The organism is Isoptericola sp. GX10416, from assembly GCF_056590155.1.
Genome location: NZ_JBWPVO010000003.1, coordinates 36,204 through 57,060, shown reverse-complemented (window position 1 = coordinate 57,060; position 20,857 = coordinate 36,204). Strand labels below are relative to the sequence as shown.

The 20,857-nt window shown below is 74.1% G+C and carries 19 protein-coding genes and 1 riboswitch; of the genes, 12 read left to right on the top strand and 7 right to left on the bottom strand.

The features are described 5' to 3' along the window. Window positions 1–24: 24 nt before the first annotated feature. Window positions 25–112: riboswitch (ZMP/ZTP riboswitch) on the top strand. A 45-nt stretch (window positions 113–157) separates the two neighbouring features. From glyA to ACWAT2_RS06040, 7 genes are all read left to right on the top strand, one after another. After that, a complete protein-coding gene (gene glyA, locus ACWAT2_RS06070) occupies window positions 158–1,441 on the top strand; it encodes a serine hydroxymethyltransferase (protein ID WP_402372230.1) in 1,284 nt (427 codons plus the stop codon). Further along, window positions 1,438–2,295: a bifunctional 5,10-methylenetetrahydrofolate dehydrogenase/5,10-methenyltetrahydrofolate cyclohydrolase gene (locus ACWAT2_RS06065; RefSeq protein ID WP_402372228.1), complete on the top strand. Its 858-nt coding sequence runs from the start codon at window positions 1,438–1,440 to the stop codon at window positions 2,293–2,295. The genes glyA and ACWAT2_RS06065 overlap by 4 nt, the downstream gene beginning before the upstream one ends. Window positions 2,296–2,359: 64 nt before the next feature. Continuing rightward, window positions 2,360–3,223 carry a polyphosphate kinase 2 family protein gene (locus ACWAT2_RS06060; protein ID WP_402372227.1) on the top strand — a complete coding sequence of 288 codons (864 nt, stop codon included), beginning with the start codon at window positions 2,360–2,362 and terminating at the stop codon, window positions 3,221–3,223. 77 nt (window positions 3,224–3,300) lie between these two features. Further along, window positions 3,301–3,783, top strand: a complete 483-nt coding sequence (locus ACWAT2_RS06055; protein WP_402372225.1) for a VOC family protein — start codon at window positions 3,301–3,303, stop codon at window positions 3,781–3,783. A 62-nt stretch (window positions 3,784–3,845) separates the two neighbouring features. Further along, window positions 3,846–4,664: an exodeoxyribonuclease III gene (locus ACWAT2_RS06050; protein WP_402372223.1), complete on the top strand. Its 819-nt coding sequence runs from the start codon at window positions 3,846–3,848 to the stop codon at window positions 4,662–4,664. A 175-nt stretch (window positions 4,665–4,839) separates the two neighbouring features. Beyond that, complete coding sequence (locus ACWAT2_RS06045; RefSeq protein ID WP_402372221.1) at window positions 4,840–6,078, top strand: Na/Pi symporter; 1,239 nt, start codon at window positions 4,840–4,842, stop codon at window positions 6,076–6,078. A gap of 26 nt (window positions 6,079–6,104) precedes the next feature. Further along, entirely contained in the window at window positions 6,105–6,365 is a 261-nt protein-coding gene (locus ACWAT2_RS06040; RefSeq protein ID WP_402372219.1) for a hypothetical protein, read from the top strand. A gap of 31 nt (window positions 6,366–6,396) precedes the next feature. On the opposite strand, the gene galK is transcribed toward ACWAT2_RS06040, so the two are convergent. Both galK and ACWAT2_RS06030 read right to left on the bottom strand, forming a co-directional pair. Further along, entirely contained in the window at window positions 6,397–7,626 is a 1,230-nt protein-coding gene (galK, locus tag ACWAT2_RS06035; RefSeq protein WP_402372217.1) for a galactokinase, read from the bottom strand. Window positions 7,627–7,670: 44 nt separating this feature from the next. Beyond that, the gene (locus ACWAT2_RS06030; protein ID WP_402372216.1) at window positions 7,671–8,861 is read right to left on the bottom strand and encodes a P-loop NTPase; all 1,191 of its coding nucleotides are present in this window, start codon (window positions 8,859–8,861) and stop codon (window positions 7,671–7,673) included. 66 nt (window positions 8,862–8,927) lie between these two features. On the opposite strand from ACWAT2_RS06030, the gene ACWAT2_RS06025 reads away from it, so the two are divergent. Next, window positions 8,928–9,710 carry a YflT domain-containing protein gene (locus ACWAT2_RS06025; RefSeq protein ID WP_402372214.1) on the top strand — a complete coding sequence of 261 codons (783 nt, stop codon included), beginning with the start codon at window positions 8,928–8,930 and terminating at the stop codon, window positions 9,708–9,710. Window positions 9,711–9,779: 69 nt separating this feature from the next. On the opposite strand, the gene ACWAT2_RS06020 is transcribed toward ACWAT2_RS06025, so the two are convergent. Then, on the bottom strand, window positions 9,780–11,324 hold the full coding sequence (locus tag ACWAT2_RS06020) for an aminopeptidase P family protein (protein WP_402372212.1): 1,545 nt from the start codon (window positions 11,322–11,324) through the stop codon (window positions 9,780–9,782). 61 nt (window positions 11,325–11,385) lie between these two features. Then, entirely contained in the window at window positions 11,386–12,240 is an 855-nt protein-coding gene (locus ACWAT2_RS06015; protein WP_402372211.1) for an alpha/beta fold hydrolase, read from the bottom strand. 96 nt (window positions 12,241–12,336) lie between these two features. Here ACWAT2_RS06015 and ACWAT2_RS06010 point away from each other — a divergent pair, with 96 nt between their 5' ends. Next, a complete protein-coding gene (locus ACWAT2_RS06010; protein WP_402372209.1) occupies window positions 12,337–13,188 on the top strand; it encodes a PHP domain-containing protein in 852 nt (283 codons plus the stop codon). Further along, entirely contained in the window at window positions 13,185–13,820 is a 636-nt protein-coding gene (locus ACWAT2_RS06005; protein WP_402372208.1) for a MarC family protein, read from the top strand. The genes ACWAT2_RS06010 and ACWAT2_RS06005 overlap by 4 nt, the downstream gene beginning before the upstream one ends. Before the next feature lie 27 nt (window positions 13,821–13,847). Here ACWAT2_RS06005 and ACWAT2_RS06000 read toward each other — a convergent pair whose 3' ends face one another. Both ACWAT2_RS06000 and ACWAT2_RS05995 read right to left on the bottom strand, forming a co-directional pair. After that, window positions 13,848–14,147 (bottom strand): DUF1905 domain-containing protein, encoded by a 300-nt coding sequence (locus ACWAT2_RS06000; RefSeq protein ID WP_402372206.1) that lies wholly within the window; start codon window positions 14,145–14,147, stop codon window positions 13,848–13,850. A gap of 85 nt (window positions 14,148–14,232) precedes the next feature. Next, a complete protein-coding gene (locus ACWAT2_RS05995) occupies window positions 14,233–15,930 on the bottom strand; it encodes a DEAD/DEAH box helicase (protein WP_449768912.1) in 1,698 nt (565 codons plus the stop codon). 220 nt (window positions 15,931–16,150) lie between these two features. Between ACWAT2_RS05995 and ACWAT2_RS05990 the strand changes: the two genes are divergently transcribed. Next, window positions 16,151–16,906 (top strand): ferritin-like fold-containing protein, encoded by a 756-nt coding sequence (locus ACWAT2_RS05990; RefSeq protein ID WP_402372202.1) that lies wholly within the window; start codon window positions 16,151–16,153, stop codon window positions 16,904–16,906. Window positions 16,907–17,024: 118 nt separating this feature from the next. Here the strand turns inward: ACWAT2_RS05990 and ACWAT2_RS05985 are convergent, their stop codons facing one another. Further along, window positions 17,025–17,249, bottom strand: coding sequence for a DUF3107 domain-containing protein (locus ACWAT2_RS05985; RefSeq protein ID WP_402372200.1), 225 nt, complete (start codon window positions 17,247–17,249; stop codon window positions 17,025–17,027). Window positions 17,250–17,403: 154 nt separating this feature from the next. Between ACWAT2_RS05985 and ACWAT2_RS05980 the strand changes: the two genes are divergently transcribed. Continuing rightward, window positions 17,404–20,844, top strand: coding sequence for an ATP-dependent helicase (locus ACWAT2_RS05980; protein WP_402372198.1), 3,441 nt, complete (start codon window positions 17,404–17,406; stop codon window positions 20,842–20,844). The last annotated feature ends 13 nt before the right edge of the window (window positions 20,845–20,857 follow it).

Here is a 20,857-nt window from a genome sequence, read left to right as displayed (position 1 = left end):
CCCCGACAGGACGATCGGCTAGGATCGCCACGTCGCGACTGGCGTACAGGTGGATCACCACCGGGGAGCGACGCGCTGTGCTGACGACGGGTCGGTCGCCTGGGCCCGGTCGGTAACGACAACCCGTGCAACCGCCGACACAGCAGGAGACGCCGCCATGAGCGCACCCGACCCCACGTTCGACGCCCCACTGTCCGAGGTGGACCCGGAGATCGCCGCCGTCCTCGACGGCGAGCTGGCCCGCCAGCGCGACACCCTCGAGATGATCGCGTCGGAGAACTTCGTGCCGCGCGCCGTCCTCCAGGCCCAGGGCTCGGTCCTGACCAACAAGTACGCCGAGGGATACCCGGGCCGCCGCTACTACGGCGGCTGCGAGCAGGTCGACATCGCGGAGAACCTCGCGATCGCCCGCGCCAAGGAGCTGTTCGGCGCCGAGTACGCCAACGTCCAGCCGCACTCCGGTGCGCAGGCCAACGCCGCCGTGCTGCACGCGCTGATCAACCCGGGCGACAAGATCCTCGGCCTCGAGCTGGCCCACGGCGGTCACCTCACGCACGGCATGAAGATCAACTTCTCCGGCAAGCTGTACGACGTCGCCGGGTACGGCGTCGACCCGGAGTCGCACCGGATCGAGATGGACGAGGTCCGCAGGCGCGCCCTGGAGCACCGCCCGGACGTCATCATCGCCGGCTGGTCCGCCTACCCCCGCCAGCTCGACTTCCCCGCGTTCCGGGAGATCGCGGACGAGGTCGGCGCCAAGCTCTGGGTGGACATGGCGCACTTCGCCGGCCTGGTCGCCGCCGGGCTCCACCTCTCCCCGGTGCCGCACGCCGACGTCGTCTCCTCCACGGTGCACAAGACGATCGGTGGACCGCGCTCCGGCTTCATCCTGGCGAAGGAGGAGTACGCGAAGAAGCTGAACTCCGCCGTCTTCCCCGGCCAGCAGGGCGGCCCGCTCATGCACGTCATCGCGGGCAAGGCCGTGGCGTTCAAGCTGGCGGCGTCGGACGCCTTCACGGAGCGCCAGGAGCGCACCCTGCGCGGCGCCCGCATCATCGCGGACCGCCTCTCGCAGGCGGACGTCGCGGGGACCGGCGTCTCCGTGCTCACCGGTGGCACGGACGTCCACCTGGCACTGGTGGACCTGCGGCACTCGGCGATGGACGGCCAGCAGGCGGAGGACCTCCTGCACTCCGTCGGCATCACCGTCAACCGCAACGCCGTCCCGTTCGACCCGCGCCCGCCGCGCGTCACCTCCGGCCTGCGCATCGGCACCCCGGCGCTCGCCACCCGCGGCTTCGGCGACGAGGAGTTCACCGAGGTCGCGGACATCATCGCGGTCGCCCTGCGCGACGGCGAGGGTGCGGACACCGCGGCCCTGTCGGCCCGCGTCGCGCAGCTCACCGCCGACTTCCCGCTGTACCCGGAGCTGCAGCAGTGACCGCCCGGATGCTGCCGGGCGGGCCGGTCGCCGAGGCCGTGTTCGCCGACCTCGCCCCGCGGATCGAGGCGCTCGTCGCCGCCGGTCACCGGCCAGGTCTCGGCACGATCCTCGTGGGCGACGACTCCGCGAGCGCCGGCTACATCCGCATGAAGATGGACAAGGCGACCGAGCTCGGTTTCAGCTCGCCGCACATCTATCTGCCGCAGGACGCCGCGCAGGCGGACGTCCTGGCGGCGGTGCGGGAGATGAACGACGCCGACGACGTCGACTCCGTGCTGATCCAGCACCCGACGCCCCCGCAGATCGACTTCGACGCGGCGCTGCTGGCGCTCGACCCGGACAAGGACGTCGACGCGCTCCACCCCGTGAACATGGGGCGTCTCGCCCTGGGCATGCCGGGTCCCGTGCCCGCCACGCCGGCGGGGATCGAGACGCTGCTCGCCCACTACGAGATCCCGGTGGCCGGGCGCGAGGTCTGCATCCTCGGGCGCGGCACGACGCTCGGGCGGCCGCTGGCGCTGCTGCTCTCGCAGAAGCGTCCGACGGCGAACGCCGCCGTCACCGTGGTCCACACCGGGGTGCCGGACTGGCCGGAGTACACCAAGCGTGCCGACATCGTCATCGCGGCAGCCGGTGTCCCGGGCATCCTGCAGCCGGAGCACCTGACGCCGGGCGTGACGGTCGTCGGTGGCGGCGTCCGGTACGAGGGTCGCAAGCTGCTGCCGGACGTGGACGAGTCCTGCGAGGAGGTCGCCGGCGCGATCACGCCGCGGATCGGCGGCGTCGGTCCGACGACGATCGCGATGCTGTTCCGCAGCGCGGTCGAGGCTGCGGAGCGCACGGTCGGCTGACCGCCCCGGCGTCGGCCGTGCCGCACGGCCGACGCCGCCGCCCCGACCTTGCGATGATGACGGGATGACCGTGACGCGCGAGGACCGCTGGACCGCTGACCCGGGCGAGCTGCTCCGGGTCGGGCCGGGCTTCCGCCTGGCCGACGTCGACCCGGACACCACACCTGGCTACGACGGACGCAAGAAGCACGGCCGCGCCGACCTGCGCGCGGGGACCGACCAGCTGGCCGACCTGCAGGAGCGCCTCTACGCCCAGAGCAGGCAGGACCCGGCCGCTCCGTCGGTGCTGCTCGTCCTCCAGGCGATGGACTCCGCGGGCAAGGGTGGGATCGTCCGCCACGTCATCGGAGCCACCGACCCGCAGGGGATCCAGCTCAAGGCGTTCAAGAAGCCGACGCCGGAGGAGCTGGGGCACGACTTCCTGTGGCGGGTGGAGAAGGAGGTCCCCGAAGCGGGGTTCATCGGCGTGTTCGACCGCTCGCACTACGAGGACGTCCTCATCGGTGCCGTGCGCGGGCTCGCGCCGTCCGCGGAGATCGAGCGCCGCTACGGTGCGATCGACGACTTCGAGCGGCGGCTGACGGACTCGGGGACGAGGGTCGTCAAGGTCATGCTCCACATCTCCTCCGAGGAGCAGAAGGCGCGCCTCATGGAGCGGCTCGACCGGCCCGACAAGCACTGGAAGTACAACCCGGGGGACGTGGACGAGCGCCAGCTCTGGCCGCGCTACATGGAGGCGTTCCAGACGGTGTTCGACCGCACCTCGACCGAGCGCGCCCCCTGGTACGTCGTGCCGGCGAACGCGAAGTGGTACGCGAGGCTCGCCGTCCAGGCGCTGCTGCTGGGGGGCCTGGAGGACATCGACCCGCAGTGGCCCACGGCCACCTACGACGTGGCGGCGGAGAAGCGGCGGCTCGCTGCGACCTGACGGCCGATGAGTTCGCCAGGTGCGCGGCGTCGTACCTCTCAGGACCCCCGACCGGGGGAGTGGAGGGAGGCAACGACATGGTCACGGTGCGACCCCATCTGTGGTTCGCCGACAACGACGCGCACGAGGCCGCGGCGTTCTACGCCGAGCACGTCCCCGGCTCCAGGGTCGGCAACGTGCTCACGGCGTCCGAGGGGATCCCCGGCGTCGTGGCGGGCGAACCGTTCATCGTCGAGTTCACGGTCTGCGGCGTCGACGTCGTCGGCCTCAACGCCGGGCCCGACCTCCGGCTCGACGAGGCCTTCAGCCTCTACCTGCTCTGCGACGGGCAGGACGAGGTCGACCACTACTGGAACCTGTTCACGGCCGACGGCGGCAGACCGGGCCCGTGCGGGTGGTGCACCGACCGCTTCGGCGTGAGCTGGCAGGTCGTCCCGAAGCAGCTCGAGGAGCTCTGCGGCGACTACTCCACCGCGGCGAACCAGCGGGCGATGCAGGCGATGCTGACGATGTCCAAGATCGACGTCGCCGCGCTGGAGGCCGCCCACGCGGGTGAGTGACGTCCCGGACGGGTGAGCTGCGCCGCTGACGGTCGTCGGTGGCGTGTGGTGGGATTGCCCGCGTGCTGACCATCGCGACCGCCAACGTCAACGGGATCCGTGCCGCCTTCCGCCGCGGCATGCACGACTGGATCTCCCGCCGCTCGCCCGACGTCCTGCTGCTGCAGGAGGTCCGGGCCCCCGACGCGCTCGTGCGCGACTACCTCGACGGCTGGCACGTCGCCCACCTGCCGTCCGAGCTCAAGGGGCGGGCCGGCGTCGCCGTCGCGTCACGCCTCCCGATCGCCGCGGTGCGCGGCGGGCTCGCGCTGCCCGACGGCGGCACGGAGCCCGACGTCGACACCGGGCGCTGGCTGGAGGCGGACCTGACGCTACCCGGCGGCGCGCCGCTCACCGTGGTCTCGGCCTACCTGCACTCGGGGTCGACGAACCCCGGCCAGGAGCACACGATGGTCGCCAAGTACGCCCACCTGGACCGGGTATCGGCGCGGCTTGCCGATCTCGCCTCCGGCGCGGCCCCGGCCCTCGTGGCGGGCGACCTGAACATCGCCCACCGGGAGGTCGACCTCGCGAACTTCAAGGGCAACCGCAAGAGTGCCGGCTTCCTGCCCGAGGAGCGCGCCTACGTCGACCGCTGGCTCGACGGCGGCTGGACCGACCTCGGCCGCGCCCACGGCGGTGACGGGCCGGGTCCGTACACGTGGTGGACCTGGCGCGGGCAGGCGTTCACCAACGACCGCGGCTGGCGGATCGACTACCAGCTCGCGAACCGCCGGCTCGCCGACCAGGCGGTCAAGGTCGAGGTGGACAGGGCGCCGTCGTACGAGGAGCGGTGGAGCGACCACTCGGCGGTGGTGGCGAGCTACGCCCTCCCGCTGTGACAGGCACGTCCGCTGTGACCGGGACGAGATGAACCTGTGATGCACGGAACCGTGCCTGTTCATCTTCTGTTCACCTGGGGTCAGGCGTGAGGTCACTCTGGCCTGGTTCTCTCGGAGAGTGATGACGAGCAGCGGTCGCCGCCGGGGCGATCACCTCACCTCCACGGGAGACTCCATGACCGACGTCCTGCCGCAGGCGTCCGTGACCTCCGCCGCTCCGGCCGAGGTCGACCAGCGCGAGTCCCGGCTGGTCAGCCCGTTCGAGCGGCTCGGCCTGTCCGGCCGCGCGCTGCGCACCGCCAACTGGCTGGGCATCGTCGTCGGCGTCTACGTCCTCATCACTGCCGTGGAGCTGATCGGCTCCGGTTTCAAGGTGGCGACGGGCGACTCCGCCGAGTCGCTGTTCGCGTTCGCGTCGAACCCGTTCGTCGCGCTGATGGTCGGCGTCCTGTTCACCGCGGCCACGCAGTCGAGCTCGACGACCACCTCGGTGACCGTCGGCCTCGTGGCCGGCGGCCTGCCGATGAGCATCGCGATCCCGATGCTCATGGGTGCCAACATCGGCACGACCCTGACCAACACGCTGGTCAGCCTGGGCATGGTGCGCGACCGGGAGACCTTCCGCCGCGCGTTCTCCGCCGCGACAGTGCACGACTTCTTCAACCTGATCGCCGTCGCCATCTTCCTCCCGCTGGAGCTCGCGTTCGGCTTCCTCCAGAAGTCGTCCGCCTGGCTCGCGGACGCGGCCTCCGGGTCCGACGGCGGCATCGTCGCCACGCTGTTCGGCGCGCTCGGGACCGTCGTGGACGCCGTCACCGAGCCGCTCGCGGACCTGCTCGGCTGGTCCACCTCGTTCCTCCCCGGTGCCTGGCACGGCGTCGCGATGATCGTCCTCGGCATCGGCCTGATCCTTGCGGTCATCAACTGGCTCGGCAAGCTGCTCAAGGTGCTCATGGTCGGCCGCGCGGCCGAGGTGCTGCACGCCTCCGTGGGTCGCGGTCCGCTGACCGGTATCGCCAGCGGCGCCGCGATGACCGTGATGGTCCAGTCCTCCTCGACCACGACCAGCCTGATGATCCCGCTCGCCGGGTCCGGCACCTTCTCGCTCAAGCAGATCTACCCGTTCACCGTGGGCGCCAACATCGGGACCACGGTCACCGCCCTGATCGCGGCCTTCGCGTTCACCGGGGCGGAGGGCACGCTCGCCCTGCAGGCCGCGTTCGTGCACGTGCTGTTCAACGTGTTCGCGGCGCTGGTGGTCTTCGGTCTGCCGCTGCTGCGCCAGCTCCCGCTGCGCGGCGCGACGTGGCTCGGTAATGTCGCCGCCACCAACAAGGTGTGGGCCGCGGCCTGGGTGCTCGGAGTGTTCGTGGGCATCCCGCTGGCACTCATCGGCATCACCACGATGCTGTGAGCCCGCACGGACGGGCAGGTGACCCCATGACCACGGGCAGGCCGGAGGACGCGGCCGCCGTCGAGCGCGAGCTCGAGCGGATCGTCGCCGAGGCAGAGGCCAAGCTGGCCGAGGTGCGCCGCGAGCTGGCCGAGCGGCGCCGGCAGGACGCGCAGCACGCTGAGATCGACCGGCTCGAGGAGCACCTCGGCAACGCCACCGTGCGGTGGGAAGAGGTGCGCTCGTTCTTCGACGACGTGCTGGCCCAGCTCCGCCGCGGCGAGGACCGCGACGACCCGTCGGGATGATCCGCTGAGGCGCCGACGACGGCGCCGACGATCAGCGCGCGGGGTCCGACGGCGGTGCGAGCAGGAATCCGGGCGCTGCGAGCCCGGCCTCGTCGAACGCCGTCTGGACGGCCGCGGTGACGCCGTCGACGTCCGCGGCGCGGACCAGGGCGATGGCTGACCCGCCGAACCCCCCGCCGGTCATCCGCGCACCGAGCGCTCCGGCGCCGAGCGCCGCCTCGACCACCAGGTCGAGCTCGTGTGCGGAGACCTCGTAGTCGTCCCGCAGCGAGGCGTGCGAGGCGTTCATGAGCGGGCCGACCTCGGTGGCCCGTCCGGCGCGCACCAGGTTCGCGAACTCGGCGGTGCGCGCGATCTCGGTGACCACGTGCCGGACCCGGCGGCGCAGGACCTCGGCGTCCTCGGTGCCGCCGAGCTTGTCCAGGGCGACGTCGAGCTCGTCGGGCGCGATCTCGCGCAACGAGGCGACCCCAAGGATGTCCGCGGCCTGCTCGCACGCGGCCCGGCGCTGGGCGTACTGCCCGTCGACGAGCGCGTGCTCGGCCCGGGTGTCCACCACGAGCAGCGTCAGCCCGGCCGCGGCCAGGTCGAAGGGCACCCGCTCGGCGGACTCGAGCGCGGTGAGGCCGGGCCGGCAGTCCAGGAGCAGGGCGTGCCCGGCGGAGCAGCGGAGCGACGCCGCCTGGTCCATGCCGCCGGTCGGCGCGCCCGCGATCTCGTTCTCGGCCCGGACGCACGCCGTCACCAGCTCTGCCCGGCCGGCGTCGTCGGCCGCCAGACCCAGCGAGTGGACCGCGTCGAGCGCGACCGCGACCGCGCACTCCAGCGCGGCCGACGAGGACAGGCCCGCGCCGAACGGCACGCACGAGTCGACGACGGCGTCGAACCCGGAGACCTCGTGACCCGCGGCGCGCAGCGCCCAGGCGACGCCGGCCACGTACGCCCCCCAGCCGTGGGTGACCCCGGGGGTGACCTCGTCGAGCGCCGTCTCCCACCGCTCGTCGGGAGCCTGGGCCGAGGCGAGGCGCACGAGGCCGTCGGTCCGCGACCGCAGCGCCACGTAGGTGCGGTGGGGGAGCGCCACGGGCAGGGCCAGCCCGGCGTTGTAGTCGGTGTGCTCCCCGATCAGGTTCACGCGCCCCGGGGCGGACCACACGCCGTCCGGCGCGCCGTCGTCCCCGAAAGCCTCGGTGAACAGGGTGCGGACACGGGCGGCGCCGTCGTCGGCGGACCAGGAATCGAGCCACTGGGGAGACGTCATGGCCCCCAGTATCACCGATCCGGCGCTTCCTCCGGGACGGCTGCTCAGCCCTGCCCGTGGCCGGCCGAGCCGACGGGCGTCACGCCGAGCTGCCTGCCCGCCAGGCCGCGCGCCCGGCCGGAGAGGAGCCGCGCGACGTCGCGCAGCACCTGCGCGCCGGGGGAGTCGGGATCGGTGAGCACCACGGGGGTGCCGTCGTCGCCGCCCTCGCGGACGGGCACGTCCAGCGGGACCTGCCCGAGGAGCGGGACCTCCGTGCCCACGGTCTCCGTGAGGCTCCGGGCGACGCGCTCCCCGCCACCGGAACCGAAGATCTCCAGGCGGGAGCCGTCGGGCTGCGCGAGCCACGACATGTTCTCCACGACGCCCACCACGCCCTGGGACGTCTGGGTCGCGATCGACCCGGCCCGTTCGGCCACCTCGGCGGCGGCCACCTGCGGTGTGGTGACCACGAGGATCTCGCTGCCGGGCAGGAGCTGCGCCACCGAGATGGCGATGTCCCCGGTGCCGGGGGGCAGGTCGAGCAGCAGCACGTCCAGGTCGCCCCAGAACACGTCGGCGAGGAACTGCTCCAGGGCCCGGTGCAGCATCGGCCCGCGCCACACGACCGGCTGGCCGGCAGGCACGAACATGCCGATCGAGACGACCTTGACGCCGTGCGCGATCGGCGGCAGGAGCATCGAGTCGACGCGGGTGGGCTGTCGGTCGACGCCCAGCATGCGGGGGATCGAGAAGCCGTAGATGTCGGCGTCGAGCACGCCCACGCTGAGGCCGTCGGCGGCCATGGCCGCCGCCAGGTTCGCGGTCACCGACGACTTGCCGACGCCGCCCTTGCCGGACGCGACGGCGAAGACCTTCGTCAGCGAGCCCGCCTGCGCGAACGGGATGATCGGGTCGCCGGCACCGCCACGGAGCTGGGACCGCAGGGACTTGCGCTGCTCGGGCGTCATGACGCCGAGCTCGACGTCGACGGAGCCGACGCCCTCGACCCGCTCGGTCGCGGCGGTCACGTCGCGCACCAGGGTCGACTTCATGGGGCACCCGGCGATGGTGAGGTCCACGCCCACGGTGACGTGCGCGCCGTCCGGTCCGTCGCCGTCGGCCGCGGCCGGGGCGCTGACGGCGACCGAGCGGATCATGTTCAGCTCGGTGAGCGGGCGGCGGATCTCGGGATCGACGACGGCGGACAGCGCGTCACGGACGCGAGCCTCGAGGTCGGCGGTGGGTGAAGCCATGCTCCGATCCTACGGGCGCCGCGACTCGTGTAGCCGTCCCGCCGTCGTGTGCGGGATACTGGCCGGATGAGCATGAGCCGTCAGTCCGTCGTGCCCCGCGTGCCGACCCTGCCCAAGGGGGAGGAGATCGCCGCCTACGACTCCTACCTGGAGGCGCAGAAGGCGGTCGACTACCTGTCGGACGAGAAGTTCGCCGTCCAGCACGTGACGATCGTGGGCACCGACCTGCGCATGGTCGAGCGCGTCACCGGGCGGCTCACCTACGGGCGGGTGGCGCTCGCCGGCGCGCTGTCCGGTGCATGGTTCGGGTTCTTCGTGGGCCTGCTGCTCACCCTGTTCGCCGGCGGCGCGACCAGCGTGCTCTTCGTGGCCCTGGGCCTCGGTGCCGGGTTCGGGCTGATGTTCTCCGTGCTCTCCTACGCGTTCACCGGAGGCCGGCGAGACTTCACGTCGCAGTCGCAGATCGTCGCCTCGACCTATGCCATCCTCTGCGCGCCCGAGCAGGCCGGCGAGGCGCGGCGGATGCTCGCCGACTCGCCCAGCGGCCTCGGCAAGCAGCGCACGCCGGAGCGTCCCGCAGCACCGGCCACGCCCTCCGCGCCCGACCCCCGGTGGACCATGCCCGACGGCGCCCCGCGCTACGGGGCGATGCGACCGGGCGGGTCGCAGGGTGGTGCGGGAGGTGCTGGCGGCGAGGGGCCTTCGCACCCGCAGCCGCCCGCCACGGGGCCGGAGCTGCCCGAGGACCCGTCACGCACGGGCCCGACGCCGCCGTCCGGGTCTGCCACGGCCGCTCCGGAGTCCACGGTGGACCCGGACGACCCGTACGCCCCCCCGCGCGACCGCTGACCAGCACAGCACTGCGTCTTCTCTGCCTGCCCCCTCACTTCCTGCCGAAGGGATTCGGCCGCACGGGTGTCAGCCGCGCAGGCGCGCCATCCAGGCCTCGACGTCCTCCGGGCGGCGGGGGAGCGCCGCGGACAGGTTCTCGTTGCCGTCAGCGGTGACGAGCACGTCGTCCTCGATGCGCACCCCGATCCCGCGGTACTCCTCAGGGACGGCGAGGTCGTCGGCCTTGAAGTAGAGGCCCGGTTCGATGGTGAAGACCATGCCCGGCTCGAGCACACCGTTGAGGTACATCTCGCGGCGGGCCTGCGCGCAGTCGTGCACGTCCAGGCCGAGGTGGTGCGACGTGCCGTGCACCATCCAGCGGCGGTGCTGCTGGCCCTCCGGGGTCAACGCCTCCTCGGCCGGGACGGGCAGCAGTCCCCACTCCTCGAGCCGCGCCGCGATGACCTCCATGGCGGCCGCGTGCACGTCACGGAACTTCGCCCCCGGCTTGGCGACGGCGAACGCGGCGTCCGCGGCGTCGAGGACGGCGGTGTAGATGCGCCGCTGGACCTCGGTGAACTCGCCGTCGACCGGCAGGGTGCGGGTCACGTCGGCCGTGTAGAGCTCGTCGACCTCGACCCCGCCGTCGAGCAGGACCATGTCCCCGGACCGGACCACGCCGTCGTTGGTGATCCAGTGCAGCGTGGTGGCGTGCTCGCCGGCGGCCGCGATGGTCTCGTAGCCCACGGTGTTGCCCTCGAGGCGAGCGTGGGCGTCGAACGTGGTCTCGATGACCCGCTCCCCACGGCGGTGCTCGACGGCGCGCGGCAGCGCGAGCACCACGGCCTCGAAGCCTTCGACGGTGTGGCCGACGGCGGCTCGCATGAGCTCGATCTCGAGCTCGTCCTTGACGAGGCGCAGCTCGGAGGCGGCCTCGGCGAGCGTCTCGTCCGACGCGTCCTCCTCGGTGCCCGCCTCGGTGCGGATCGCCTCGATCAGTGCCGCGATCTCCTCGTCGGCCTCGGTGATCACGAGGACCTGCACACCGTCCGCGCCGACGTCCTTGGCGAGCGCCTCGCGCAGCTCGTCCACGTGCCGCGCCTCGATGCCCGTCAGCGTGGTGACGTCGTCGAGGCTCGGCCGGGCGCCGACCCAGAACTCGCCGTAGCGGGCGTCGGCGTAGAACTCCTCGGTGTTGCGCGGGGCCAGCGGACGCACGTACAGCACCGCGTGGTGGTTCGACCCGTCGCCGTCCGCGCCCGGGTCGCCCTCGCCCTGCGCCACCGGGTGCAGCACCAGCACGGCGTCGGGCTCCTGGTCGGTGCCCAGCCCGGTGAGGTGGGCGAACGCCGAGTGGGGCCGGAACCGGTAGTCGGTGTCGTTGGAGCGCTGCTTGAGAGGACCGGCGGGGAGCACGAGGCGGGTGCCGGGGAAGCGCGCGGACAGCTTCGCGCGCCGTTCGGCGGTGAAGGGCACCGCGCGGCCCGGCGTCACGCCGAGGTCCGGTCGCGGACCCCACTGCGAGGTGATGAAGTCCTTGAACGCGCGGGAGTCGGGACGGTGGGAACGGTTGCTCCCGCGGCCCTCGACGGCGTCGTCGCTGGTCTGGTCGACCGGGGTGGTGTCGCTCATGCGGTCCAGTCTCCCACCTGCCGCACGGCGGGTCGACGGCGCACCGCAGGTCGAGGCGCGGTCACCGGCGGGCGAACTCGTCGAGCGCCCGGGAGAGGGTGTGGTTGAACGCCGCGGGTGCCTCGGTGTTGACGTCGTGCCCGGCGTCGGGCACCACGACGAGCGCGCCGCGGGCGGCGGCGGCCAGGTGTCGGGACTCCTCGAGACGCATGCGGTCACGGGCGCCGTTGACGAGCCAGACGGGCGCCCGGATCGCGCGCAGGTTCGCCACGGAGGACCGGCCGGCGAGCCCTGTGAGCGCGTCCGTCACGACGTCCCAGCCGGGCCGGTACGCCTCGTCCACCACGCCGCCCGGCGCTCCGGTGTGGACGGCGGGCACGTCCGTGCCGCCGGGGCGGCTGCGGACCCACCCGAGCGGAGCGCGCCAGGTGCGAAGAGCAGCCCGCCGGGCCGCCGTCGTCCCCGAGACGGCGAGCCGGGCGGCGTCGCGGAAGAGGGCCACCGGCTTGCCCCGGGGATCGGCCGTGCAGGCCGCGGCGACGACCCCGGCGAGGGGTGGAGCGTCGCCGTCGGGCGCGGCACGGGTGCGGCGCGCGGCCCACGCGAGCGACGTGTAGCCGCCGAGGGACAGGCCGACGACGACGACGGGGGTGCCGGGGCGGAACGAGCTCGCCGCGCCGTCGATCACCTCGAACGCCCGCCCCATGGAGAAGCGTTCGGCGCGGCGCGCGCCGTGGGCGGGCAGGTCGACGGCCACCGCCTCGTGGCCGGCGCGCCGCACATGGTCCACCTGGGAGCTCCAGATCGCCGACGACGTCCGCATCCCGTGGACGAACACGACGCCCGGGCGCGCAGCCGTGGACCGCCCGTCCTGGGGGCGGGCGTCGTGCCGTGCCGGATCGGTGTGCTGGTCCATCCTTCCGATGGTCGCGCGTGGTCGAGGACCGCTGGCGGACGGCCGCGTCAGGCCCCGTGGAGACGTTGTGAGCATCGCCGTCCGTACACTTGCCGGGTGATCGACCTCCACACACACTCGCGCGCGTCAGACGGCACGGACACGCCGCGTCAGGTCCTGGAGGCCGCCGCCGCTGCCGGCCTGGCGGTCGTGGCGCTCACCGACCACGACACCACCAGCGGCTGGGCCGAGGCGGCCGCGGCGGTGGCGAGCACGGGCGTCGCCCTGGTGCGCGGCACGGAGATCTCCACGCGGAGCGCGACGCCCGACGGCGGCATCAGCGTCCACCTGCTCGCCTACCTGCACGACCCCGCGCACCCGGCCCTCGTGACCGAGCTGACCCGCACCCGCGACGACCGGCTGATGCGGGCGCGTCGGATGACCGACCGGCTGGCCGAGGACTTCCCGGTGACCTGGCAGGACGTCGTCGCCCAGACGCACGACGGCGCCACGGTGGGGCGTCCGCACCTCGCGGACGCGCTCGTGGCGGCGGGTGTCGTGGCCGACCGCGACGAGGCGTTCGCGACCATGCTGCACCCGGGCGCCCCGTACTACGTGCCCCACTACGCCCCGGACACCGCGGACGCCGTCCGGGCGGTCCTCGCCGCGGGCGGGGTGCCGGTCATGGCCCATCCGCGGGCCGGGAAGCGGGGCCGCGTGGTGGACGAGGAGACGCTGGCGGCGCTCGCGGACGCAGGCCTCGCCGGGCTGGAGGTGGACCACCGCGACCACGACGAGGCGGACCGCGCCCGCCTGCGGGAGATCGCCGCCGAGCTGGGCCTGCTGACCACCGGGTCCAGCGACTACCACGGTGGTGGCAAGCTCAACCGGATCGGCGAGAACACGACGGATCCCGCGGTGCTGGCGGAGATCGAGCGACGGGGCGGGCTGGAGGTGCTGCGGCCGTGAGCCAGGTGATCGACCTGACGCTGTTCACGCAGGCGTTCGTGACGCTCTGGGTGATCATGGACCCGCCCGGCACCATCCCGGTCTTCCTGGCGCTCACCTCGACGATGGGCGCCAAGCAGCGCAGCCGCGCGGCGCTGCAGGCCGTCGCCGTGGCGTTCGGCGTCATCGTGGTCTTCGCGCTGTTCGGCCAGCAGCTCCTGCAGTACATGGGGATCTCGCTGGCGGCGCTGCAGGCCTCCGGGGGTCTGCTGCTCCTCATCGTCGCGATGCAGCTCCTGACCGGGAAGTTCGACTCCGGCGACGCGACGGCCGCGACGCCGGGCGCGAACGTGGCGCTGGTGCCGCTCGGCACGCCGCTCCTGGCCGGCCCCGGCGCCATCGTGGCGACCATGGTGTTCGTCCAGCAGGCGCGCACGGAGGACGAGGGCGTGCCGGCGATCGTGGCGCTCTCGGTGGCCATCGTGCTGGTGCACGTCAGCCTCTACCTGGCGATGCGCTTCGCCGACGTGCTGCACCGCGTCCTGCGGGACTCCGGGGTCACGCTCATCACGCGGATCGCCGGCATCCTGCTCGCGGCGATCGCCGTGCAGCAGATCGCCGACGCGGTCTTCGCGTTCGTGCGCACGGGGTAGGCGGGGCGGACCGGGTTGGCGAGGCGCTCAGACGTCGCGCGGTTCGAGGGTGACGTGGACCGGGGCGTCCGGCTCCAGGCCCTCGGCCCGGCGGACGGCCTGCTTCATGGGCAGCACGTAGCCGTTCTCCTCCGAGGAGGGGAACACCGACGTGCTCCAGGTGGTGCCGCCCACCGTGACGCGCACCCGGATCGAGCCGAACCCCCGGGGTGGGAGCGGCAGGTCGGCCAGGGCGTCCGACTCGTCGGGCGGCACGGTGACGAACCACCATGCGTCGTCCTGCCGGGCCTTCCACTGCCACAGGGGCGCGGTGAAGGTGAGCTGCATGCTCGCAGGCTAGGGGACGGCACCGACAGCACACAGGTGGGGCCCGCGATCTTGCGAGATCGCCGGCCCCACCTGTCGTGCCGGTTCAGTCCTGCTGGCCCTCGCCCGAGCCGCCGCTGGGGTTGCGACGACGACGCCGACGACGGCGCTGGCCCTCGCCGGAGCCCTCGCCGGCAGGCTTGTCGTCGGGCCGCGTGCCGCCGTCGGACCCCCGGTTCTCGGACCGTTGACCGCCCGAGCGCCGGTTCTCGCCGGTGCGAGGGCCGCGGCCCTGGCCGCCACGGCCGCCGTCGCGCCCGCCGTCGCGCCCGCCGTCGCGCCCGCCACGCCCGCCACGACCGCCACGACCGCCACGACCGCCGTCGCGGTCTCCGGCGGTGCGCTTGCCGGTCTCGCCGAGGTCCTCGAGCTCCTCCGCGTCGAGGCCGCCGAGCCTCTGGGCGCCCTTCGGCAGACGGCCCTTGGTGCCCTCAGGGATGCCGAGTTCGCTGAACAGGTGCGGCGAGGACGAGTAGGTCTCCACCGGCTCGGGGTGACCGAGGTCGAGCGTGCGGTCGATCATCTGCCAGCGGGGGACGTCGTCCCAGTCGACGAACGTGATCGCGGTGCCCTTGTTGCCCGCGCGGCCGGTGCGTCCGATGCGGTGCAGGTAGGTGCGCTCGTCCTCGGGGCACTGGTAGTTGACGACGTGCGTCACGTCGGTGACGTCGATGCCGCGGGCCGCGACGTCGGTCGCCACCAGCACGTCGATGTTGCCGTGCCGCAGCGCGCGCAGGGCCTGCTCGCGGGCGCCCTGGCCGAGGTCGCCGTGGATGGCGCCGGCGGCGAAACCGCGGGTGCGCAGCTCGTCGGAGACCTTCGCGGCGGTGCGCTTGGTGCGGGCGAACACGATCGTGCGGCCGCGGCCCTCCGCCTGCAGGATGCGGGCCAGGACCTCGACCTTGTCCAGGGCGTGGGCGCGGTAGACCACCTGGCGGGTGTTCTTGACGGTGGCGCCCTCGTCGTCCGGGTCGGCCGCGCGGATGTGCGTCGGCTGCGACATGTAGCGACGGGCCATGGACACGACCGGGCCGGGCATGGTGGCCGAGAAGAGCATCGTGTGGCGCACGGCGGGGGTGCGGGACAGGATCTTCTCGACGTCGGGCAGGAACCCGAGGTCGAGCATCTCGTCCGCCTCGTCGAGCACGACGGTCGCGGCGCGGGTCAGGTTCAGGTGGCCCTGGTTGAGCAGGTCGACCATGCGGCCCGGCGTGCCGACGACGACCTCGACACCTGTGCTGAGGGTCTCGATCTGGGGCTCGTACGCACGGCCGCCGTAGATCTGCACGATCCGGACCGTGCGGTGCTTGGACGCGGTCTCGAGGTCGCGCGCCACCTGCGAGGCGAGCTCGCGGGTCGGAGCGACGACGAGCGCCTGCGGCTTGCCGGGTGCGGGCAGCTCGTCGTAGCCGGTCTCGCCGGGCGCGATGACGCGGTGCAGCAGCGGCACGCCGAACCCGAGGGTCTTGCCGGTACCGGTCTTGGCCTGGCCGATGATGTCGTGGCCCTGCAGGGCGACCGGGAGGGTCATCGCCTGGATCGGGAAGGGGTGGGTGATGCCGGAGTCGCCGAGCGCGCGGACGATCTCCTCGCGAACGCCGAAGTCGGCGAAGCTGACGTCCTGGGCCTGGATGGCCGAGGCGGACGAGTAGTCGGGCTCGTCGGTCGACGGGTCGGCTCCGGCCGTGGCGTCTGCGGCGCCGTCCGGAGTGATGTCTGTGGTGGTCACGTGGTGCCTTCGCATGTCGTCGGCGCGACGGACCGCGAGGGCTGCCCAGAGGGCTTGCCGCGGGTCGCACGCAGCGCCGAGGTGGTCGGCAGCCGATCGCGGAAGTACATCGCGCGGTGAGCGCGGCGGGTCAGCATCGAGACGACCGGGCAACCGAAGTACCACACCATCGTATCCGAACGCACACCGACCGGCGGGAGGCGTCGGTCACGCCGCCGCCTATCCTGGTCCGGTGATGAGCCCCCGCACCGCCGCCGGCGTCGACCCCACCGTCCCCGCACCGGTCGTCGAGCTCGTGGGCCTCGCGGCCTACACCGAGCTCGCGGAGTTCGGCCTGCTGGCCGCACGTTCGGTCGACGCGCCGGATCTCGCGACCCGGCAGGCGCTGGCCGACGGCGCCGACCGGGCGCTGGCCCGGCAGCGCGCGCTCTTCGCGCTGGTGAGCGCCGACGACGGCGTCGTGCCCGGCGTGGTGGGAGCGGCGGTCATGGAGCCCTTCGACGACGTGCTCGCCGACTTCGACGCCCGTACCCGCACGGACGCCTGGGCCGAGGGCCTGCTCAAGGGCGTCGTGGGCCACGGCGTCGCGCAGGACTTCTGCCGGATCGTGGCGGGTGGCCTCGACGGGTCGCGCGGCCGGGCGGTGCGCAAGGTCCTCGAGCGGCCCGCCCCGGGACCGGAGGCCGGGGCCGACGCCGGGGCCGACGCCGAGGCGATCTGGCTGCTGGCCCGTATGGCGGCGGCCGACGAGGTGCTCGCCTCCCGGCTCGCGCTGTGGGGTCGGCGGGTGGTCGGCGAGGCGCTCGGCATGGTCACCGTCCTGCTCGGCCGGCGTCCGGAGCTGGTCGTGCTCGGTGCCGAGGCGGCCGCCCGGCTGGGCGCGGACCTGCCCGCGGGCCGGGAGGCCGAGGGCGCCGTCCGGTCCTGGCTGGTGGCGCGGCTGACGGGGGAGCACACGCGCCGCATGGACCGGATGCGGCTCGCGGCCTAGCGACGGCCCGAGACGGCCGTCGGCCGCTGCTCAGGACGGCCGACGGCCCGGCGATCTCGATCGCCGGGCCGTCGCCGCGTCGTGCGCTCGTGCTGCCGAGGCTCAGCTGCTGTCGGGCTCAGAGGCTCCCGAAGCCGACCGGGCGCTGCTCGCCGCTGCCGATCTCGACGTACCCGATGGTCGCGGACGGCACGATGATCAGGCGGCCCTTGGCGTCCTTGAGCTCGAGCGCGGAAGCTCCGTCGAGTGCCTTGCGGACCGCCTTGGCGACGTCGTCGGCGCTCTGGTCGGTCTCGACGACCAGCTCGCGGCTCAGGTTCTGCACACCGATCGTGATCTCCACGTTGACTCCTTCGCGCGTGGCGCCGCAGCCTGCGGCGCCGGGTGGACGGGCTGCCACGATCCTATGCACGGCGGTGGCTCCTGGCGGCATCGTCCGCGCAGGGTGAACGGACGGGCGGCCGAGCCTGTCGGTGGCGCGTGATCGAATCTCACCCGTGACAGCCACCGCCACCGTCCGCCTCGCGCCGCCGGCCCCCGCGCAGACCGCCGGGGCCGCCGTCGTGCTGGACGAGTCGCAGCAGACGGCGGTGGCGACGGCGCTCCGCGGCCCGGCCACGCTGGTGGTGGGGGCGCCAGGTTCCGGCAAGACGACGGTGGCGCGGGAGGTGGCGGTGCGGGCGATCGCGTCGGGGACCGAGCCGTCCCGGGTTCTCGTGCTCGCTGCGACCCGGCGCTCGGCGGCGCGCCTGCGGGACGAGGTGGCCGCCGCCGCCGGGCGGACGATCGGTGCCCCGATGGTGCGCACGGCCGCCTCGGCGGCGTTCTCGGTGCTGCGCACACGTGCGGCCGCCCTCGGCGAGCCGCCGCCCACCCTGGTCTCGGGGCCGGAGCAGGACCTGGTGCTCGCGGAGCTCCTGGCGGGGCACCTGGCCGGGGAGGGGGCGCCCCTGCCGCTGCCGGACGGGCTGCCCGAGGAGTCGCTCGGACTGCGCGGTCTGCGCCAGGAGCTGCGGGACCTCCTGATGCGTGCCGCCGAGCGCGGGCTGGCACCCGTGGACCTGGACGAGCTGGGGCGCCGCCACGAGCGCCCCGAGTGGCGCCTGGTCGCCCGCCTCTACGAGGAGTACCTGGACGTCACGGCCCTGCGGCTCGGCACGCCCGACGCGGGTGCGCGCTACGACCCGGCCGTCGTGGTCGACGAGGCCGCCCACACGCTGGCCACGTGGGACGTGCCCGGCACGGCCGCACCCACCTGGGATCTCGTGGTGGTGGACGACCACCAGGAGTCGACCGTCGCGACCGCGCGCCTGCTCGGTGCCCTGCACGACGCCGGGGCGCGGCTCGTGCTGCTCGCCGACCCTGATGCGGCCGTACAGGGTTTCCGCGGTGCGGCGCCGGCGTTGGTCGGGCGGGCCGCCGCCCGGCCCGGCGAGACGGGTGCCTTCGACGCCCGCACCGTCGTCCTGAGCACGGCGTGGCGCCAGCCGGACCGGCTCCGCGAGGTGACGCGCGCGATCACGTCGCGCGTCGCCACGGTGTCGGGCGCCCTGCACCGCGGTGCGGCACCGCGGCCGGACCCGACGCAGGGCGCGGAGCACGACGGCGACGCCCCGGTCGGTGACGACCTGCACGACGGGCCGGTCCCGACGCCCCGTGCGGCGCGGGCCGACGTCGCCGTCCTCGCGGGCACCGCCCAGGAGGCGGCCCACATCGCCCGCGAGCTGCGTGCCGAGCACCTGCTGCACGGCACGCCGTGGGAGCGGATGGCGGTCCTCGCGCGCAGCGGCGACCGGCTCGCCGCGCTGCGCCGTGACCTCGTCGCGGCCTCGGTGCCGGTGGCGCTGCTCGGCTCGGACGTGCCGCTGCGTGACGAGCCCGCCGTCGTCCCCCTGCTCGCCGCTCTACGCGTGTGCACGGGGCCGGGCGGGCTGGACCGGATGCTCGCCGAGCTGCGGCCGACCTCCGCACACCACGGCGACGCCGCGGCCGGAGGTACCTCGTCCGAGGCGTCCGACCTCGAGGTGCCGGACGCCGAGATGATCGACGACGTGCCGCCGTCGGCCGCGGCGCACCTTGTGCCCGGTCTCGACGCCGAGACCGCGGCGCTGCTGCTCACGTCCCCGATCGGCGGGCTCGACGCGGTGTCCCTGCGTCGGCTGCGCCGTGCGCTGCGCTCCGAGGAGCTGTCGGGCGGGGGCGGGCGGTCGTCCGACGCGCTGCTCGTGGAGGTCCTGGGTGATCCGGCTCGGGCGGCGACGCTGCCGTCCACGGTCCGTCGCGGCCCGGTCGCGGTCGCGCGGGTGCTGGCTGCGGGGCGCGAGGCCGCGGCGGTCGACGGCGCGACGGCGCAGACGGTGCTGTGGGCCGTGTGGGCGGCGACCGGCCTGGCGGAACGGTGGCGCGACATGGCGCTCGCGGGCGGGCCGGCCGGCGTGCGCGCGGACCGCGACCTCGACGCGGTGCTCGCGTTGTTCCGTGCAGCCGAGACGTACGTCGAGCGCATGCCGGGCGCGTCGGTGGGAGCCTTCGTCGACTACCTCGCCTCGCAGGACCTGCCCGCCGACTCCCTCGCCGCCGCGGCCACCGGTGCCCGTGCCGTCGAGGCGTTGACCCCGGCCGGGGCCGCCGGGCGCGAGTGGGACGTCGTGGTGGTGGCCGGCGTGCAGGACGGGGTCTGGCCGGACCTGCGGCTGCGCGACTCGCTGCTCGGGTCCCAGGCGCTCGTCGAGCTGCTCGCGGGACGCGCGCAGGATGCGCACGGCGTCGGCAAGGAGGCCCGCGGTCAGGTGCTCGCGGACGAGCTGCGGGCGTTCGCCGTCGCCGTCTCCCGGCCGAGCCGCCGGCTGCTCGTCACGGCCGTCGAGGATGCCGAGGACAGCCCTTCCGTCTTCTGCGACCTGGTGTCGCCCCGTGACGCGGACGCCGTCGACGGCCCCGACCCGCGACGTGCCGCGGTGGGGCCGCCGCTGGACCTGCGGGGCGTCGTGGCCGCCGCGCGGGCCGAGCTCGTGCGGTCCGCGACCGCGCGTCCGGACACGGCCGACGGCGGCACGGACCCGCGCGCCGAGACCGCGGCCGCGCTGCTGGCGCGGCTTGCCGACGCCGGTGTGCCGGAGGCCGACCCGCGCACCTGGTACGGCGTGGCGCACGTCTCCAGCGACGCGGCGCTGTGGGGGCCGGAGGACGAGGTCGTGGTCTCGCCGTCCAAGGTCGACACGGTCACCACCTGCGCGCTGCGGTGGGCCTTCGAGTCGGCGGGCGGGACGGCGCCCGACGCGACCCACCAGACCCTCGGCACGCTCGTGCACAGCATCGCGGAGGAGCACCCGAAGGCCTCGTTGAGCGTGCTGCGTGCCGAGCTCGACCGGCGGTGGCCCGAGCTCGCCCTGCCGGAGGGCTGGCCCAGCCGCCAGCTGCGCCGTCGGGCCGACGAGATGGTGGCGCGCCTGGCCGAGTACTACCAGGACTCCGGGGAGCCGGTGCTGGTCGAGCCGGCCTTCGACCTGACGCTGGGCCGGGCGCGCCTGCGCGGGAAGATCGACCGGGTCGAGGCCGACGGCGAGGACGCCGTGACCGTCGCCGACCTCAAGACGGGGCGCAGCGCGCCGTCGAAGGACAAGGCGGCGGAGAACCCGCAGCTCGGCGCCTATCAGCTCGCCGTCACCGACGGTGCCCTGGACCTGCCGGAGGGGACGCGCAGCGCCGGCGCGCGGCTGGTCTTCGTCGGCACCCCGACCAAGGGGCCCACGGTGCGCGGGCAGGGTGCGCTGGAGCCCGGTGCGGACGGGTCGAGCTGGGCGCGCTCGCTCGTCGAACAGGCCGCGGACACGATGGCGGCTTCGGCGTTCACCGCCCGGGAGAACGACCTGTGCGGCATGTGCCCGGTGCGGCGCAGCTGCCCCGTGCAGACCGAGGGACGGAGCGTGATCTCGTGACCACCCCGCACGT

Bases quoted from the DNA above. Each gene is read 5' to 3' on its own strand.
- glyA (WP_402372230.1), top strand. From the start codon at position 158: ATGAGCGCACCCGACCCCACGTTCGACGCCCCACTGTCCGAGGTGGAC.
- ACWAT2_RS06060 (WP_402372227.1), top strand. From the start codon at position 2,360: ATGACCGTGACGCGCGAGGACCGCTGGACCGCTGACCCGGGCGAGCTG.
- ACWAT2_RS06055 (WP_402372225.1), top strand. From the start codon at position 3,301: ATGGTCACGGTGCGACCCCATCTGTGGTTCGCCGACAACGACGCGCAC.
- ACWAT2_RS06045 (WP_402372221.1), top strand. From the start codon at position 4,840: ATGACCGACGTCCTGCCGCAGGCGTCCGTGACCTCCGCCGCTCCGGCC.
- ACWAT2_RS06040 (WP_402372219.1), top strand. From the start codon at position 6,105: ATGACCACGGGCAGGCCGGAGGACGCGGCCGCCGTCGAGCGCGAGCTC.
- galK (WP_402372217.1), bottom strand. From the start codon at position 7,626: ATGACGTCTCCCCAGTGGCTCGATTCCTGGTCCGCCGACGACGGCGCC.
- ACWAT2_RS06030 (WP_402372216.1), bottom strand. From the start codon at position 8,861: ATGGCTTCACCCACCGCCGACCTCGAGGCTCGCGTCCGTGACGCGCTG.
- ACWAT2_RS06025 (WP_402372214.1), top strand. From the start codon at position 8,928: ATGAGCATGAGCCGTCAGTCCGTCGTGCCCCGCGTGCCGACCCTGCCC.
- ACWAT2_RS06020 (WP_402372212.1), bottom strand. From the start codon at position 11,324: ATGAGCGACACCACCCCGGTCGACCAGACCAGCGACGACGCCGTCGAG.
- ACWAT2_RS06015 (WP_402372211.1), bottom strand. From the start codon at position 12,240: ATGGACCAGCACACCGATCCGGCACGGCACGACGCCCGCCCCCAGGAC.
- ACWAT2_RS06000 (WP_402372206.1), bottom strand. From the start codon at position 14,147: ATGCAGCTCACCTTCACCGCGCCCCTGTGGCAGTGGAAGGCCCGGCAG.
- ACWAT2_RS05995 (WP_449768912.1), bottom strand. From the start codon at position 15,930: ATGCGAAGGCACCACGTGACCACCACAGACATCACTCCGGACGGCGCC.
- ACWAT2_RS05990 (WP_402372202.1), top strand. From the start codon at position 16,151: ATGAGCCCCCGCACCGCCGCCGGCGTCGACCCCACCGTCCCCGCACCG.